The organism is Streptomyces sp. AgN23, from assembly GCF_001598115.1.
Classification (GTDB): Bacteria; Actinomycetota; Actinomycetes; order Streptomycetales; family Streptomycetaceae; genus Streptomyces; species Streptomyces antimycoticus.
The window spans coordinates 9,709,975-9,726,920 of record NZ_CP007153.1; the positions used below are offsets into that span (position 1 = coordinate 9,709,975).

The 16,946-nt window shown below is 73.2% G+C and carries 12 protein-coding genes; 8 read left to right on the top strand and 4 right to left on the bottom strand.

The annotated features are described in order from the left end of the window. The first annotated feature begins 28 nt into the window (after positions 1-28). Together AS97_RS41685 and AS97_RS41690 are read left to right on the top strand one after the other, a co-directional pair. On the top strand, positions 29-1,501 hold the full coding sequence (locus AS97_RS41685) for an NAD-dependent succinate-semialdehyde dehydrogenase (protein WP_059142875.1): 1,473 nt from the start codon (positions 29-31) through the stop codon (positions 1,499-1,501). Between the two features lie 107 nt (positions 1,502-1,608). Continuing rightward, the gene (locus AS97_RS41690) at positions 1,609-2,973 is read left to right on the top strand and encodes a CAP domain-containing protein (protein WP_210566722.1); all 1,365 of its coding nucleotides are present in this window, start codon (positions 1,609-1,611) and stop codon (positions 2,971-2,973) included. A gap of 52 nt (positions 2,974-3,025) precedes the next feature. Here AS97_RS41690 and AS97_RS48055 read toward each other — a convergent pair whose 3' ends face one another. Continuing rightward, complete coding sequence (locus AS97_RS48055) at positions 3,026-3,760, bottom strand: peptidoglycan-binding domain-containing protein (protein ID WP_247204661.1); 735 nt, start codon at positions 3,758-3,760, stop codon at positions 3,026-3,028. Between the two features lie 173 nt (positions 3,761-3,933). On the opposite strand from AS97_RS48055, the gene AS97_RS41700 reads away from it, so the two are divergent. Next, the gene (locus AS97_RS41700) at positions 3,934-5,187 is read left to right on the top strand and encodes an FAD-dependent oxidoreductase (protein WP_125755302.1); all 1,254 of its coding nucleotides are present in this window, start codon (positions 3,934-3,936) and stop codon (positions 5,185-5,187) included. A gap of 61 nt (positions 5,188-5,248) precedes the next feature. Here AS97_RS41700 and AS97_RS41705 read toward each other — a convergent pair whose 3' ends face one another. Then, positions 5,249-6,769, bottom strand: coding sequence for an amino acid permease (locus AS97_RS41705; protein ID WP_059142872.1), 1,521 nt, complete (start codon positions 6,767-6,769; stop codon positions 5,249-5,251). 115 nt (positions 6,770-6,884) lie between these two features. Continuing rightward, on the bottom strand, positions 6,885-7,892 hold the full coding sequence (locus tag AS97_RS41710) for a hypothetical protein (RefSeq protein WP_059142871.1): 1,008 nt from the start codon (positions 7,890-7,892) through the stop codon (positions 6,885-6,887). A 230-nt stretch (positions 7,893-8,122) separates the two neighbouring features. On the opposite strand from AS97_RS41710, the gene AS97_RS41715 reads away from it, so the two are divergent. The 3 genes from AS97_RS41715 (at position 8,123) to AS97_RS41725 (ending at position 12,371) form a co-directional block, all read left to right on the top strand. After that, positions 8,123-9,619: an FGGY family carbohydrate kinase gene (locus AS97_RS41715; protein ID WP_125755304.1), complete on the top strand. Its 1,497-nt coding sequence runs from the start codon at positions 8,123-8,125 to the stop codon at positions 9,617-9,619. A 74-nt stretch (positions 9,620-9,693) separates the two neighbouring features. Continuing rightward, entirely contained in the window at positions 9,694-11,121 is a 1,428-nt protein-coding gene (locus tag AS97_RS41720) for an NAD(P)/FAD-dependent oxidoreductase (protein WP_059142869.1), read from the top strand. Further along, a complete protein-coding gene (locus tag AS97_RS41725; protein WP_125755306.1) occupies positions 11,118-12,371 on the top strand; it encodes an FAD-dependent oxidoreductase in 1,254 nt (417 codons plus the stop codon). Before AS97_RS41720 ends, AS97_RS41725 begins: the two co-directional genes overlap by 4 nt. Before the next feature lie 7 nt (positions 12,372-12,378). Here AS97_RS41725 and AS97_RS41730 read toward each other — a convergent pair whose 3' ends face one another. Beyond that, positions 12,379-12,768 carry an RNA-binding S4 domain-containing protein gene (locus tag AS97_RS41730; RefSeq protein WP_059142867.1) on the bottom strand — a complete coding sequence of 130 codons (390 nt, stop codon included), beginning with the start codon at positions 12,766-12,768 and terminating at the stop codon, positions 12,379-12,381. A gap of 30 nt (positions 12,769-12,798) precedes the next feature. Between AS97_RS41730 and lpdA the strand changes: the two genes are divergently transcribed. Both lpdA and AS97_RS41740 read left to right on the top strand, forming a co-directional pair. Then, entirely contained in the window at positions 12,799-14,199 is a 1,401-nt protein-coding gene (lpdA, locus tag AS97_RS41735; RefSeq protein ID WP_125755308.1) for a dihydrolipoyl dehydrogenase, read from the top strand. A gap of 65 nt (positions 14,200-14,264) precedes the next feature. After that, positions 14,265-16,925 (top strand): SpoIIE family protein phosphatase, encoded by a 2,661-nt coding sequence (locus AS97_RS41740; RefSeq protein WP_349017626.1) that lies wholly within the window; start codon positions 14,265-14,267, stop codon positions 16,923-16,925. Positions 16,926-16,946: the final 21 nt, after the last annotated feature.

Sequence of the window (16,946 nt, forward strand, 5' to 3'; positions counted from 1 at the left end):
GGCGGCGGTCACGAAGGAGATTGCCCCTATGTCCACCCCCTCGTACCCCTCGGCCGCCGAGGTTCTCGCGGCGGTGCCCAAGCAGCTCTACATCGCCGGGTCGTGGTCCGACGCGGCCGGCGGTCAGACCATGCCGGTCGACGACCCGGCCACCGGTGAGGTGCTGTGCGAGGTCGCCGACGCCGCCCCCGCCGACGGACAGCGCGCCCTGGCCGCCGCCGAGGAAGCCCAGGAGAAGTGGGCGGCGACCGCGCCCCGCGCGCGCAGCGAGATCCTGCGCCGCGCCTATGAGCTGATCATGGAGCGGGCCGACGCGCTCGCCGCGCTGATGACGGCCGAGATGGGCAAGCCGCTGGCCGAGGCGCGGGGCGAGGCGGCCTACGCCGCGGAGTTCTTCCGCTGGTTCTCGGAAGAGGCCGTGCGCATCGAGGGCGGGTTCTCCACACTGCCGGACGGCAGGAACCGCATGCTGCTGATGCGCCGCCCGGTCGGCCCCTGTCTGCTCGTCACGCCGTGGAACTTCCCGCTGGCCATGGGCACCCGCAAGATCGGTCCGGCCATCGCCGCGGGCTGCACCATGGTGCTCAAGCCCGCCCCGCAGACCCCGCTGTCCAGCCTCGCGCTGGCCGGCATCCTGGCGGAGGCGGGGCTTCCGGCCGGGGTGCTCAACGTGGTCACGACCTCCCGCGCGGGCGAGGTCGTGGAGCCGCTGCTGACCGGCGGACACGTCCGCAAGCTCTCCTTCACCGGCTCCACCCAGGTCGGCCGCACCCTGCTCGCCCAGTGCGCGCCCGCGGTGGTCCGCACCTCCATGGAGCTCGGCGGCAACGCCCCCTTCATCGTCTTCGAGGACGCCGACCTCGACGTCGCGGTCGAGGGCGCCATGACCGCCAAGATGCGCAACATGGGCGAGGCGTGCACGGCGGCCAACCGGTTCTTCGTCCACTCCTCCGTCGCGGCCGAGTTCGCCGACCGGCTCGCCCGCCGCATGGGCGCGCTGGAGGTCGGCCCCGGCAGCCGGGCCGGTGTCGACGTCGGGCCGCTGATCGACCAGGCCGGCCGTGCCAAGGTCGAGGAGCTGGTCGCGGACGCCGTGGCGCGCGGCGCCGAGGTCCTGGTCGGCGGCAGCACCCCCGAGGGCCCCGGCTGCTTCTACCCGCCCACGGTGCTCACCGGCGTCTCCCCGGCCAGCCGGCTGATGGGGACCGAGATCTTCGGACCGGTCGCGGCCGTTCTCACCTTCGACGACGAGGACGAGGTCGTCGCCACCGCCAACAGCACCGAATGGGGCCTGGTGGGCTATGTGTTCACCCAGGACCTCAGCCGTTCGCTGCGGGTGAGCGAGCGGCTAGAGGTCGGCATGGTCGGCCTCAACACCGGTCTGGTCTCCAACCCCGCGGCACCGTTCGGCGGCGTCAAACAGTCCGGGCTCGGACGCGAGGGCGGCCGCGTCGGTATCGACGAGTTCCTGGAGTACAAGTACGTCGCGGTGCCGGCCTGACGACCGCCCTCACCGCCGAACCGCCGCACACACCGGAACCGCCGTGCGCGCCCGGGCGTTGCCTTCATGACGCGTCGCCTCCATGAACGCGGCGGTGAGGAGCGGACATGGGCGAGTTGGTGCCCGGCGGGAACCAGGCGCTGCCCGACGGCGCGCTGACCATCCGGGTGCCGGGCCCGTTCGACCTGTCCGCGCTGATCACCGGCGAGGACGGCAAGGTCGCGGGTGACGGTGACTTCGTCTTCTTCAACCAGCCCACCGCGCCCGGCGCCCGGCTGGACGGCGACACCGTCACCCTGCGGCCCCGGGGGCTGCGGCCCGGCGCCGCCCGGGTCACCCTCGTCATCAGCCCCGCCGACCCGGGCACCCCGCTCGGGCGGCTGCCGGCGCCCGTGCTGAGCGTCCTGGACGAGCGGGGAGCGCGGCTGGCCCGATTCGCCCCGCCGCGCCCCTCGGCGGAGACGGTGCTGCTGCTCGCCGAGATCTACCGTCGCGGCGGCGGCTGGAAGATGCGGGCGATCGGCCAGGGATACGCCGACGGACTGGCCGGTGTGGCGCGGGACTTCGGCGTGGATGTCGCCGACGACGGAGCCCCGCCCCCGCCCGGGCCGACCACTCGGCCCATGCCCCCGCCGACCACTCGGGCCGGGACCGCGCCTTTCGCGCCTGCCGCCCCACCGCCCGCCGACGGGGCCTCACGACACGCCCTGGAGGTGGTGAACGCGGGGCGGGCACGGGCCGGGGCCGCCCCCGTGGCCCTCGACGGACGGCTGACCGCCGCCGCCGAGGCGCACGCCCGGGCCATGGCCGTCCACGGTGCGCCTGCGTTGGAGACCCCGGACGGTACATCGCTCTTCCACCGGATCGCCGCGCACGGATACACCCCGCTGACCATCGCCGAGCACATCGTCTCCGGGCCGCGCACCCCGCGGGAGTTCGTGGACTACTGCCTCGAAGGCGACGAGAGCCGGGGCCCGTTCCACGATCCGGTCCTCGTCCACCTGGGCATCGGCCGGGCCGACGGCCCCACCACCGGGGACGTCTACTGGACGGCGGTATGGGCCCGGCCGTTCACCCCGGACGGGCTGCTGCGTCTGGCCTCCGAGGTCATCGCCCTCACCAACGCGGAGCGCGCCGCCGCCCGGCTGGCACCGCTCGCCCCGGACCCGCGGCTGACGGCGGCCGCGCAGGCGCACAGCGATGACATGGTGGCCCGCGACTTCTACTCCCACACCGGCCCGGAAGGACATCAGCCCTGGGACCGGGCGCGAGCCGCCGGGGCCACGCACCGCGGCATCGGCGAGAACATCGCATGCGGCCAGCGCTCCCCGGCGGAGGTGGTGCGCGGCTGGATGAACAGCCCGGGCCATCGCGCCAACATCCTGAAACCCGACTTCACCCATATCGGAGTAGGCCACGCCACCGGCAGCCGCGCGGGCACGTACTGGACGCAGGTCTTCGGCGCCGTCTGACGACCTCGGTCGGCGGTCCTGGTCGATGGTCCCTGGGCCGACGGCGGAAGGGTCAGGTGCGGGACTCCAACTGCTCTCGTGTGGCGGATCCGTACACCCCGTTCGCGTCGCCCCGGATTCCGTACCAGACCTGGAACCGGGAGACGGCCTGGGCCAGGGTCTGGTCGTACTGCCCGTTGACCGGCCCGTCCTGATACACGTTCGGAATCCGCAGCAGCCGCTTCTGGAGCTCGGTCACCTCAGGGCCGGTGTCCCCGAGGGTCAGCACATCGCCCGGGTCGCCCGGCGGCGGTAACGCGCCGTCCGGCGGCCGCGAGGCGGGCGCGCTCGGCGTCCCGGGCGCGGCGGAGGTCGCGGGCGCCGTCGGTGTGGCCGACGCGCCGCCCTCGGCCGCACCGGACGCCGAGTCCCGGGGCACCATCACCACCAGCGAGAGGGCGACCCCCGCGCCGATTCCGGCCAATACCAGCAGGGCGGCCCTGGGGTGGCGCCGCCCGGCCGGGGCGGGCGGCTCGGCCGGACGGCGCGGCTCGGCCGGTGCCCCCTGAACCGGCCAGGCGTCGGCCGCGGCCGGACCGCCGGTGATCTCCTGGGTGTCCGCATCCGCCATGGGCGGCGCCTCGGGGGGAAGTTCGGTGCCCGGCGGCCGGAAGAGGTCGAGCTCCTCCATCCATCCCTCGACCGGCCCCTCCGAGCCGTCGTCGTACTCCGGCGTCGCACGGAAGATCGCGGTCGGCTCGAGCACCTCGCGCCCGGCCGGCCGGTCCGGATCGGGTTCGGCTGCCATACAGACCTCCTTATGCGCCCCACGCCATCACGGGGGGATACGGACGCGGGCCCGGCAGGATTCAAGCCGATCGTGGTCGGGCCCACGCGCGGCCCCGGTGTGGCGTGCCGTCAGGGGGTAATTCCTCCTGAGAGGGTGCCCATGGCCTCGGGGACGTCGAAGGGAGCCGTGAGATGGAGCGGACCACATGCTGTGTGGTGGGCGGCGGGCCCGCCGGGATGGTCCTCGGACTGCTGCTGGCCCGGGCCGGGGTGGAGGTCACCGTCCTGGAGAAACACGGGGACTTCCTGCGTGACTTCCGCGGTGACACGGTCCATCCCAGCACACTGCGGCTCTTGGACGACCTGGGCCTGGCCGACCGGTTCGCGGCCCTGCCGCAGCGGCATGTGCGCTCCATCCGGCTGCCCATCGGACGGGACGGCGATCTGTTCACGGTCGGCGAGATCAGCGCGCTGCCGGGGAAGTACAACTACGTCGCGATGGTGCCGCAGTGGGATCTGCTCGATCTGCTGGCGAACGAGGCCAAGCGGGAGCCCACCTTCCAACTGCGGATGAACACCGAGGTGACCTCCTTCCTCATGGAGCGCGGACGGGTCACCGGAGTGCGCTACCGCGACCGCGTCGCCGGCTCCACCGGCGAGCTGCGCGCCACCCTCACCGTGGCCTGCGACGGCCGGGGGTCGCTCGCCCGCGCCCTGCCCGAGCTGGGGCTGCGGGAATTCCCCTGTCCGATGGACGTCTGGTGGTTCCGGCTGCCACGTGAGGAGCGCGACCCGCAGGGGCTGGTGGGCAACGCCGGTGACCGCTATCTCACGGCCATGATCGACCGCGGGGACTACTGGCAGTGCGCCGCCCTGATTCCCAAGGGTGCCGACGACGCCTGGCGCGCCCAGGGCCTCGACCAGTTCCTCGCCTCGTTCGCCGAGGCCACGCCGTGGATACGGCAGGGCGTGGCCGACCGCGAACCCCGCCCGCGGTCCTGGGACGAGGTCAAGTTGCTGGACGTCCGGATGGACCGGCTCCGCCGCTGGCACCGCCCCGGACTGCTGTGCATCGGGGACGCGGCTCACGCGATGTCGCCCGTGTTCGGGATCGGCATCAACCTCGCCGTCGAGGATGCCGTCGCCGCCGCCCGCCATCTGGTCGAGCCGCTGCGGAAGGGCACCGTGGGCCTCGCCGACGTACGCGCCGTCCAGCGCCGCCGGTGGCCGACCGCCGCCGGGACGCAGCTACTGCAGCGGATCGCCCACGCACGGGTCATCGAGCCGCTGCTGCAGGGGCGTTCACCGGGCACCGCGGGTCAGCCGCTGCGACTGGCCCAGGTGCTCACCAAGGCGCCCTGGCTGAAGCGGGGGCCCGCGTACTTCCTCGCCTACGGCGCCGGCCGTGAGCGGCCGCCGGCCGCCTCGCTGCGCCGTTCCGGATGAGTCCGATCGCGCGGAACCGGGGTGCGGAATCCCTCCGCACCCCGGTTCCGGACAGCCACGTTCAGACGATGCCCTCGGCGATCTCCGCCTGTTCGCGCGCCGTGCCGTACGCGGAGGGCGTGTTGTACGAGCGGCGGGCCACGAACCACCAGATCGTGGCCAGCAGCAGCACCACGGCCAGGGCGATCGAGGCGTAGTTCATCGAGTCGGCCGTCACCGGACTGGACTGCGGCAGACAGAACAGCACCGTCACCACGGCCACCCACACCACCGCGATCCAGCCCACCGGTTTGCTCCAGCGGCCCAGGTGCCACGGGCCCCGCTGGAACCGGTCCCCGGCGCGCAGCCGCAGGAAGATGGGGATGGCGTAGGCGGGGGTGATCCCGATGACGTTGATGGCGGTCACCGCGCCGTAGGCCGTCTCGGAGTACAGGGACGGCAGGGCCAGCACACACGCGACCGCCACCGACAGCCAGACCGCGTGCACCGGCGTCTGGGTGCGGGAGCTGACCCGCTGCCACAGCCGTGAGCCGGGCAGCGCGCCGTCCCGGCTGAAGGCGAACACCATCCGGCTGGCCGCCGCCACCTCGGCGTTCCCGCAGAACAGCTGCGCCACGATGACGATGAGCAGCATCGCGGTGGCACCGCTCGTCCCCAGGGCGTCGATCAGGATCTGCGCCGGGGGCACTCCGGTGGCGCTCTTCTGCGTACCGGCGTAGTCCTGGATGGCGAAGGTGAGCCCGGCCAGCAGCACGAATCCGGCCACCCAGGACACCCAGATGGCGCGGACGATCCCCCGGGCGGCGAAGACGGAGGCGTTGGAGGTCTCCTCGGACAGATGCGCGGAGGCGTCGTAGCCGGAGAAGGTGTACTGGGCGAGCAGCAGTCCGATCGCGCCCACGTACAGCGGATTCGACCAGCCGGTGTCATTGACGAATTCGGTGAAGACGAACTCGGGCGACTGGTGGTGGGAGGGCACGATGGCCAGCGCGCCGACGATGATGGCGACGCCGGCCAGATGCCACCACACACTGACCGAGTTGAGCACGCTGACCAGCCGCACCCCGAACAGATTCAGCGCCGCGTGCACCAGCAGAACGCAGACGAAGATGACCATGGTCGATTCCGGTGTGGGATCGAATCCCCACTGGAGGTTGAAGAGCGCGCCGGTGAACAGGGCGGCGCCATAGTCGATTCCGGCGATCGCCCCGAGCAGCCCCAGCAGATTGAGCCAGCCGGTGTACCAGCCCCAGGTCCGTCCGCCCAGCCGGTCGGCCATGTAGTACAGCGCTCCCGAGGTGGGATACGCGCTGGTCACCTCGGCCAGGGCGAGCCCGACGCACAGGACGAAGAGCCCCACTCCGGCCCAGCCCCACATCATGACCGCGGGGCCTCCGGTGTCCAGCCCGAAGCCGTACAGCGTCATGCAGCCGGAGAGAATGGAGATGACCGAGAAACTGATGGCGAAATTGCCGAACCCGCCCATGCGGCGGGCCAGTACGGGTTGATAGCCGAGTTCACGCAGCCGCTGTTCGTCATCCCGTTGGGGAGCGGGACCCGAACTCGACCATGCCGTGGACATGAATGTACCTCCCGGGTGCTGGGGCGGGCGAGGGTGGTGGTACAGGTGGGGAAATCGGTCTGGCGGAAGGGCAGTCGGGGGAGCGGTGGTCGGGCACCCCGGGGAGGCCCCCGGCTCAGCCGCTGACCCCGGGTCTTGGCCCGCGGGCGCCGGCCAGGGAGCGGACCCGAGCGCGAAGAAACATTTCTTCAGCGACGGCGCGGTCGGCGGGGTCGGGGGTGCGGTAGGCCCAGGGGAGCGGGGTGAAGTACGGCCCCAGCGCCTCGAAGACGCGGGCCGCGTCGGTGAATCGCAGCGCGCCCCACAGGGCGTGCGCCAGATGGTTGAGATCCAGCAGTGAACTCGTCGGGAGATCCGCGTGGTCGAACCAGCCGTGCAGCGCCTTCCGGGCGTCCCGGGTGGCGTCCTCGGTGGCCCAGTGCAGGTCGAGCGCCTTCTCGTAGCCCCGCTCCTCGCGGTACCGCTCGACGTGCACATACAGCGGCAGTACCTGCAGCGCGGACTCCCCGGGCGCGCTTGAGGACACCCACTGCACGAAGTTGACCGCCTCGGCCAGCGAACCTCCGGCCCGCCGGGCGTACACGAACTGCAGCATCCGGTGGTACGCCTCGCGGTTGTACGGATCGCGCCGGTCGGCCTCCGCCAGCAGCCCCCAGGGCCCGGGGAACAGCAGCGGACCGGGCGGGGGCACCCGGTGCTCCTCCTGCCGCTGCTCCTTGTCCAACTGCGCCAGGGCCAGCAGACACACCCAGGGCACCGGATCCGCCGGGGAGTGGTGCGCGGCCAACTGGCAGGACTGCCACGCCTCCCGCCACAGCTCCCGGGTGCGGGGATGTCCCTCGCGGTGGGCGCGCACCGCGCGTTCCACCCCCACCCGGGCGCCCATCACCAGCGCCGCCACGCTCTGCGGCTCCTCGGCCCGCCACGCGTCCACCACATTGGATCCGGCCGCGGCCGTGGCCAGCACCTGGGTCCGCTGGGTCCACAGCGCCCACGTGGGAGTCTCCGCCAGCAGATTGCGCATCGATATCCAGCGTCCGGTGCGCAGATCCTGCAGCGCGATGCGCAGTCCGCCGTCATACCCCGCGGGGTGGTACACGGGGCGGAACTCTTCCTCGGGCATCGGATGACTTTCGTACGGAGCTGACGTACCGGACGCGGAAAACGAGGGGCCTGGGGGATGGTTGCACGGATCCTATAGTCCCGCCGCGGCGGCTCGGGCACGGGGGACCACGGGCGTGCCCGGATCGGCCGTCTTGACGCCCGCCCCACGCCTGCATCAGGCTTTCCGGCAAGATCCCCGCACCGCCCCCGAGCCCGAGCGATCCACCCGCCCCGAGCGAAGAACCGGACATGCTGCCTGCAGAGCGTCGCCACCGCACCCCGGCCGACCCCGCGACCGGCCCGGTCCTCGCCGTCGACCAAGGCACCTCGGGCACCAAGGCGTTGGTGCTGTGTCCCGAGCGCGGGGTGATCGGCTCCGCCGAGGTCTCCGTGCGCCCCCGCTATCTGCCCGGCGGACTGGTCGAGGTCGATCCGGCCGCGTTGCTCACCTCGGTCCTCGAGGCCGGACGCCAGGCCCTGGCCGCCGCGGGGGAGCCGGTCGTGGCGGTCGGACTGGCCAACCAGGGCGAGACCGTGCTGGCCTGGGACCCCGTCACCGGAGACCCGCTGACCGACGCGCTGGTCTGGCAGGACCGCCGGGCGCGGACGGTGTGCGAACAACTCGCGCCGCACGCCGAGACCCTGCGCGCACTCACCGGACTGCCGCTCGATCCGTACTTCGCGGCGCCCAAAATGGCGTGGATCCGGCGCCACCTGACCGACGAGGGCGTGGTCACCACCAGCGACGCCTGGCTGATCCACCGGCTCACCGGCGCGTTCGTCACCGACGCCGCCACCGCGGGGCGCACCGGGCTGCTCGACCTCGACCGGGTCGCCTGGTCCCCGAAGGCGCTGGACCTCTACGGGCTGACCGTCGAACGGCTGCCGCGCGTCGTCGACGCCGCCGGGCCCGTCGGCACCACCATGGCCTTCGGCGGCGAGGTCCCGCTCACCGGACTCCTCGTCGACCAGCAGGCCGCCCTGCTGGCGCAGCGGGTGACCGAGCCGGGCACCGCCAAGTGCACCTACGGCACCGGCGCCTTCCTCCTCGCCCAGACCGGGGACCGGCCCCGGCGCGGCCCCCATGGCCTGGTCTCCTGCGTGGCCTGGCGGCTCGGCGGGCGCACCAGCTACTGCCTGGACGGCCAGGTGTACACCGCCGCCTCCGCGGTGCGCTGGCTCAGCGACCTGGGGGTGATCCAAGGGCCCCAGGACCTCGACCCGGTCGGGCGGACCGTGCCCGACACCGGGGGAGTCACCTTCGTACCGGCCCTCGCCGGACTCGCGGCGCCGTGGTGGCGCGGCGACCTCAAGGGCTCGCTGACCGGGCTCGGCCTCGACACCACCGCCGGGCATCTGGTGCGCGCCCTGTGCGAGGGCATCGCCGCCCAGGTGGTGGAGATCGCCGAGGCGGCCGCCTCCGACTTGGGCGCGCCGCTGACCGTCCTGCGGGTCGACGGGGGACTGACCCGCTCGGCGTTGCTGATGCAGACCCAGGCCGATCTGCTGCAGCGGCCGGTGGAGGTGTCGGCACTGCCGGATGTCACGGCGCTGGGCGTGGGCGCCGCCGCGCGGCTGGGGCTCGACCCGGGCCTGACGGTCGAGGAGGCGGTCCCGGCGTGGGAGCCCGCCGCCGTCTACGAACCGCGGATCAGTGCGGAGCGGGCCGCGGAGCGCCTGGCCGGGTTCCGCTCGGCCGTGGCCGCGCTGCTGGACCAGGCGCCGACGGCCGCCGCCCACGACTGAGGACCCCGCTGAGGACACCCGCCCAGGACCGCCGCGCGCCAGGAGCCGTTCGCACCACCGAGCAAGGGACCACAATGACCGTTACGACCACGGGTGACCTCCCCGGCGAGGTCTACGACGTGGCCATCATCGGCGCCGGGGTGGTCGGCACCGCCATCGCCCGCGAACTGGCCCGCCACCGGCTGCGGATCGCCCTCGTCGAGGCGTCCGACGACGTCGGGAACGGCACCTCCAAGGCCAACACCGCGATTCTGCACACCGGTTTCGACGCCACCCCGGGCACTTTGGAGGCCCGCCTGGTGCGCGAGGGCTACCAGCGGCTGACCGCCTACGCCGCCGAGACCGGCATCCCGCTCGAACCGCTCGGCGCACTCCTCGTCGCCTGGGACGCCGAACAGCTCGCCGCACTGCCGTCCCTCGCCGAGAAGGCCGTACGCAACGGCTACGACGAGACGAGCATCCTCGACGCGGACGCGGTCTACGCCCGCGAACCTCATCTGGGACCCGGCGCCCTCGGCGCGCTCGAAGTCCCCGGCGAGAGCATCATCTGCCCCTGGACGACGACGCTCGCCTACGCCACCCAGGCGGTGCGCGCGGGCGTCGCCCTGCATCTGAACTGCCCGGCCGGGGCCATCACCACCGGCGAGGACCACCACGAGATCGCCACCCCGCGCGGAGTGCTGCGCACCCGTCACCTCGTCAACGCCGCTGGGCTGTACTCGGACGAGATCAACCGGAGGCTGGGCCACGAGGAGTTCACCGTGACCCCGCGCCGCGGCCAGCTGATCGTCTTCGACAAGTTCGCCCGCGGCCTGGTGGACCACATCCTGCTGCCGGTGCCCACCGCGCTCGGCAAGGGCGTGCTGGTGGCGCCGACCGTGTACGGCAATGTGATGCTCGGCCCCACCGCCGAGGACCTCGGCGACAAGACCGCCACCGGATCGTCGGCGGACCAACTGGCCTCGCTCCGGGCGAAGGGCGCGCGGATCATGCCGGAGCTGCTGGCGGAGGAGGTCACCGCGGTCTACGCCGGGCTCCGCGCCGCCACCGAGCACGGCGACTACCAGATCCACGCCGACCCCGGCCGGCGGTATGTCGCCGTGGGCGGCATCCGGTCCACCGGACTCACCGCCTCGATGGCGATCGCCGCGCACGTGGCGGAACTCCTCACCGACTGCGGTCTCGACCCCGGGCCCGAGCGGGAGATCGAGCCCGTGCGGATGCCCACCATCGGCGAGGCGTTCCCGCGCCCCTACCAGCGCGCCGATCTCATCGCCGCCGACCCCGCGTACGGCACCGTGGTCTGCCACTGCGAACGCGTCACCCGGGGCGAGATCCGCGACGCACTGACCGCCACCGTGCCCCCGGGCTCGCTGGACGGCCTCCGGCGCCGCACCCGGGCCCTCGGCGGGCGCTGCCAGGGATTCTTCTGCGGCGCCGCGGTGCGCGCCCAGTTCGACGCGGCCACCGCGGCCCAGGACCGGACGGAGGCCCGACGATGACCCCCACCGACCGTACCCACCGCACCGTCGATGCGCTGGTCATCGGGGCCGGACCGGCCGGACTCGTGCTCGCCGCGCGGCTGGCCGCCGCCGGAGTGGACCGGGTCGAGGTCCTCGACCGCGAACAGCACGCGGGCGGCATTCCCCGCCACTGCCACCACACCGGATTCGGACTGCGCGATCTGCGCCGGCTGATGACCGGCCCCGACTACGCCCGCCACCACATCGCCGCCGCCATCCGCGCCGGAGCGGTGCTGCGCACCTCGGTCACGGCCACCGGCTGGGCGGCACCGAGGACCGTGGACATCACCGGCCCGACGGGCCTGGAGCGGATCACCGCGACGGCCGTCGTCCTGGCCACCGGTGCCCGGGAACGCCCGCGCAGCGCCCGGTTGGTGCCCGGCACCCGGCCGGCGGGTGTCCTCACCACCGGACAGCTGCAGCAGGCCGTCCATCTGCACCATCAGCACGTCGGCCGGCGCGCCGTCATCGTCGGCGCGGAACGCGTCGGCTATTCCGCGGTGGCCACCCTGCACCGGGCCGGGGCCGAGGTCGCCGCCATGGTCACCGACCAGCCCCGCCACCAGACCCATCCGGCACGTCACCTCGGCACCCGGCTGCGCTATGGCTTTCCGCTGGTCACCGACGCCACCGTGGCCGAACTGACCGGCCAGGGGCGGCTGGAGAGCGTGCGGCTGCGGCACCGGGACGGCAGGACGGCGGCCGTCGCCTGCGACACCGTGGTGTTCACCGGCGACTGGATCCCCGACCACGAACTGGCCAGAAGCGCCGGGATCGCCCTCGACCCCGGCACCCGCGGCCCCGCGGCCGACGCCGAGTTCCGCACCGGCGAACCCGGGGTCTTCGCCGTGGGCAATCTGCTGCACCCCGTCGAGACCGCCGATATCGCCGCCCTCGACGGCCGGTTGGCCGCCGGGCCCGTGCTGCGCCATCTCGCCGGCCGGCCGTGGACTCCGGGGGCGCTGCCCGTGCGGGTCGAGGCGCCGCTGCTGTGGGTCTCACCCAACCGGATCGCCCCGGACGGACCCCGCCCGCCGCGCGGCCGTTTCACCCTGCGCACCACGCGGTTCCTGACCCGGCCGGTGCTCACCGTCGCCCAGGACGGCCGGACGCTGCACCGCGGGCGCCTTCCCCGCACGGTGGCGCCGGGCCGGCCGTTCCATGTGCCCGCCGACTGGATCGCCCGGGCCGACGCACACGGCGGCCCCGTACGGATCACGGTGGACTGACCGGCTCTCAGCCGATGTCGCCGGGCGTACCGCGCAGCCGCTCCATCTCACGCCGGTCGCGCTTGGTGGGGCGGCCCGCCCCGCGGTCGCGCAGCCCGATCGGCACCGCGTGCTCGCGCGGCGGCGGAGGCGGGCTGTTGTCGACGAAACACTCCGCGGCCACCGGCGCGCCGACCCGCTTGCGCACGATGCGCGAGACGACCACGACCCGGTCGCGCCCCGCATGGCGCAGCCGCACCTCGTCACCGGGCCGCACCGTGTGCGCGGGCTTGACGCGCTCGCCGTTGACCCGGACGTGCCCCGCGCGGCAGGCCGAGGACGCCATCGAGCGCGTCTTGGTCAGCCGCACGGACCAGATCCAGCTGTCCACCCGTACGGACCCCTCGTCTGAAGCCATACCCCGACTCTAATGTCTAAGGTGCGACGCATGAGCGCACATTTCGACGTGGTGGTTCTGGGAGCCGGGCCGGGTGGCTATGTCGCCGCGATCCGCGCCGCCCAGCTGGGCCTGACCACGGCCGTCGTCGAGGAACGCTACTGGGGCGGCGTCTGCCTCAACGTGGGCTGCATCCCGTCCAAGGCCCTGCTGCGCAACGCCGAGCTGGCCCATCTGTTCATCCATGAGGCCGAGAACTTCGGCATCCGGGTGAACGGCGATGTGACCGTGGACTACCGCGACGCGTTCGAGCGCAGCCGCAAGGTGGCCGACGGACGGGTCAAGGGCGTCCACTATCTGATGAAGAAGAACAAGATCACCCAGTACGACGGTCGGGGCACCTTCACCGGGCCCCACGAACTGCGGGTCACCCTCTCCGACGGTGACACGGAGACGGTCACCTTCGACCACTGCGTCATCGCCACGGGCTCGATCACCAATCTGCTGCCCGGCACCTCCCTCAGCGAGCGGGTGGTGACCTACGAGGAGCAGATCCTCGCCCCCGCCCTGCCCGGCAGCGTCCTGATCGCGGGCGCGGGCGCCATCGGCGTGGAGTTCGCGTACATCATGCACAGCTACGGGGTGCAGGTGACGCTGGTGGAGTTCATGGACCGGATCGTGCCGCTGGAGGACGAGGAGGTCTCCGCCGAACTCACCCGCCGCTTCCGAAGGCTCGGCATGAACATCCTGACCTCCACCCGGGTGGAGGCGATCAACGACTCGGGCCCCGCGGTCAAGGTCATGGTGACCACGGGCGGCCAGCGGCAGACCCTGCAGGCTGCCCGGGTGCTGCAGGCCATCGGGTTCCGGCCGCGGGTGGACGGATACGGGCTGGAGCACACCGGCGTCCGGCTGACCGAGCGGGGCGCCATCGACGTGGACGGCCTCTGCCGCACCAATGTGCCGCATATCTTCGCCATCGGCGACGTCACCGCCAAGCTGATGCTGGCGCATGCCGCCGAGGCCATGGGCATCGTCGCGGCGGAGACCATCGCCGGGGCCGAGACCATGGAGCTCGACTATGTGATGATCCCGCGCGCCACCTTCTGCCAGCCGCAGATCGCCAGCTTCGGCTGGACCGAGGCCCAGGCGCGGGAGCGCGGCTTCGACGTCCGGGTGGCGAAGTTCCCGTTCACCGCCAACGGGAAGGCCCAGGGCCTCGGCGACCCCGTCGGCTTCGTGAAGCTCATCAGCGACGGCCGCCACGGCGAGCTGCTGGGCGGCCATCTCATCGGCCCCGAGGTCACCGAGCTGCTGCCCGAGCTCACCCTCGCCCAGCAGTGGGATCTGACCGTGCACGAGGTGGCCCGCAACGTCCACGCCCATCCGACCCTCGGCGAGGCGGTGAAGGAGGCCGTCCACGGGCTCGCCGGCCACATGATCAATCTGTGACCGCCGATGCCCCGCCCCGGCCGCCACCGGGTGTGCGACCCGGGGATATGCGCTAGACAGAGCATGTGAAGGTGCGCTCGGCGCTGGTGGGCTCGCGCAGTGTCGGCGGGCAGGTGTGCGCCCTGATGCTGATCATCGTGACGCTCCTGGTGCTCGCCGCGGGTACCACGCTGTCCCTCCAGGCCCGCGGCAGCGGGGACAGCCAGGCCCGGGCCAGTGCCCTGACCGTCGCGCGGACCGTGGCCCTCGCCCCCGGCGTCCAGCGGGCGCTGGAGTCCCGCGACCCCTCGATGACCCTTCAGCCCTATGTCGAGAAGGTCCGGCACCGGACCGACGTCGACTACATCGTGGTGACCTCCCCCGGGGGCATCCGCTGGACCCACCCCGTTCCGAAGCTGCTCGGCAGGCACATCGGCCGCAGCCTCTATCCGGCCACGGCGGGCCGGACCTTCACCGACAGGCTCCCGGGCCTCACCCGCTCGGCCCCCTCGATCCGTGCCGCCGTGCCGGTCATCGACGACCGGGGCCGGGTGATCGGCATCGTCAACGCCGGGGTCTCCATCCCCTCCGTGGGCCGGACGGTCGGCCGCCAACTGCCGATGATCTACGCCTCCACGGCGTGCGCCCTCGTCCTGGGCGGGGGCGGTGCGGCGCTCGTGGCCCGGCGGCTGCGGCGCCAGACCCACCGGCTCGACCCGGCCGAGATCACCAGGATGTACGAACACCACGACGCCGTGCTGCGCAGCGTCAAGGAGGGGGTGCTGATCGTCGACGACGAGGGGCGGCTGCTGCTCGCCAACGACGAGGCGCTGCGTCTGCTGGGCCTCACGCCCGACGCGCACGGACGGCAGATCACCGACGTCGGCCTGCCCCCGGAGCTCGCCGGACTGCTCGCCTCCGGCCGTGCGGCCACCGGCGCGGTGCATCAGGTCGAGGACCGGCTGCTGGCGGTCAACCAGTGCCCGGCGGAGCGGGACGGAGCGCCCTGGGGGAGGGTGGCCACCCTGCGGGACACCACCGAGCTGCGCGCCCTGACGGACAAGGCCGACCGGGCCTACGCACGCCTCCAGCTGCTGTACGAGGCCGGTGTCCGGGTGGGCAGCAGCCTCGACATGGAAGGGACCGCCCAGGAACTGTCCCGGGTCGCCGTGCCGCGCTTCGCCGACTACGCCACCGTCGATCTCCACGAGGCCGTACTGCGCGGCGAGGAGCCGGGCGACCGGGACTCGCCGCTGCGCCGGGCCGGCTTCAGCGGCATCCGGCAGGACCCCCCGCTGCGCCGCGTCGGCGAGCGCGTCTCCGCCTTCCCCGTCATCCAGCGGGCCGGCGGCACCGGCCAGGCGCGCGTGATCGCCGTGGAGCAGCTGCCGTCCTACCCCGACGGGACGCCACAGGATCCCGAGCGGCTGGGCTGGCTGGTGGCGTACGGCATCCGCTCGCTGCTGACCGTGCCGCTCAGCGGGCGCGGCGTCCGGCTGGGCCAGGTGGCGTTCTGGCGCTCGGGGGACGCCCCGCCGTTTGACGAGGAGGACCGGACCTTCGCCGAGGAGCTGGCCGGCCAGGCGGCCGTCGCCATCGACAACGCCCGCCGCTACGCGCGCGAGCACGCCACCACACTGGCCCTGCAGGAGAGCCTGCTGCCGCGCGGCCGCCCCGAACAGCAGGCCGTCGTCGCCGCCCAGCGCTATCTGCCCGCCCACGGCGGGGTGCGAGGCGACTGGTTCGACGTCATCCCCCTGTCGGGGGCCCGGGTCGCCCTCGTCGTCGGCGATGTCGTCGGGCACGGACTGCACGCCGCCGCGACCATGGGCCGGCTGCGCACCGCGGTGCTCAACTTCTCCGTCGTGGACCTTCCTCCCGATGAGCTGCTCGCCCGGCTCGACGACGTGGTCGACCAGGTCGACCGGGAGGAGACGGCCGCGAACGGCGGCGTCGGCGCCGCGGGCGCCACCTGTCTGTACGCGGTCTACGATCCGGTCTCCCGGCACTGCACCCTGGCGCGGGCCGGTCATCCGCCCCCGGCCCTGGTCCGCCCCGACGGCTCCGCGACCTTCCTCGACCTGCCCGCCGGACCGCCGCTGGGACTCGGCGGCCGGCTCTACGAGGCGACCGAGACGCGACTGCTTGAAGGCAGCCGCCTGGTCCTCTACACCGATGGGCTGGTCCGGGGCCGCGAACGGGACCTGGTGACCGGGCTCGACCAGTTGCGTGACGCCCTCAGCGACGCCGACCCCGACCCGGAGCGGGCCTGCGACGCCGTGATGGCCGCCCTGCTGTCGCCGCGCCGCACCGACGACGTCTGCCTCCTCATCGCCCGTACCACCGCCCTGGACGAGCGCCGGGTGGCCTCCTGGGAGCTGCCGGCGGACCCGGAGGTCGTGGCCCGGATGCGGGCGGCCGTCGCCCGCACCCTGGCCGACTGGAACCTGGAGGAGGCCGCCTTCACCACCGAGCTGGTGGTCAGCGAGCTGCTCGGCAACGCCATCCGGCACGCCGTCGGCCCCGTGCGGCTGCGGCTGATGCACAATCGGGCGCTGATCTGCGAGGTCGCCGACGGCAGCACCACCGCACCCCATCTGCGCCGGGCGGCCATCACCGACGAGGGCGGACGCGGGCTGTTCCTCGTCGCCCAGATGGTTCAGCGCTGGGGCACCCGCTACACCAAGAACGGCAAGATCATCTGGACCGAGCAGGATCTGCCGGCCGCGGAACGCGCCCCGCGCTGACACCGGCCCGTACGGACCGGG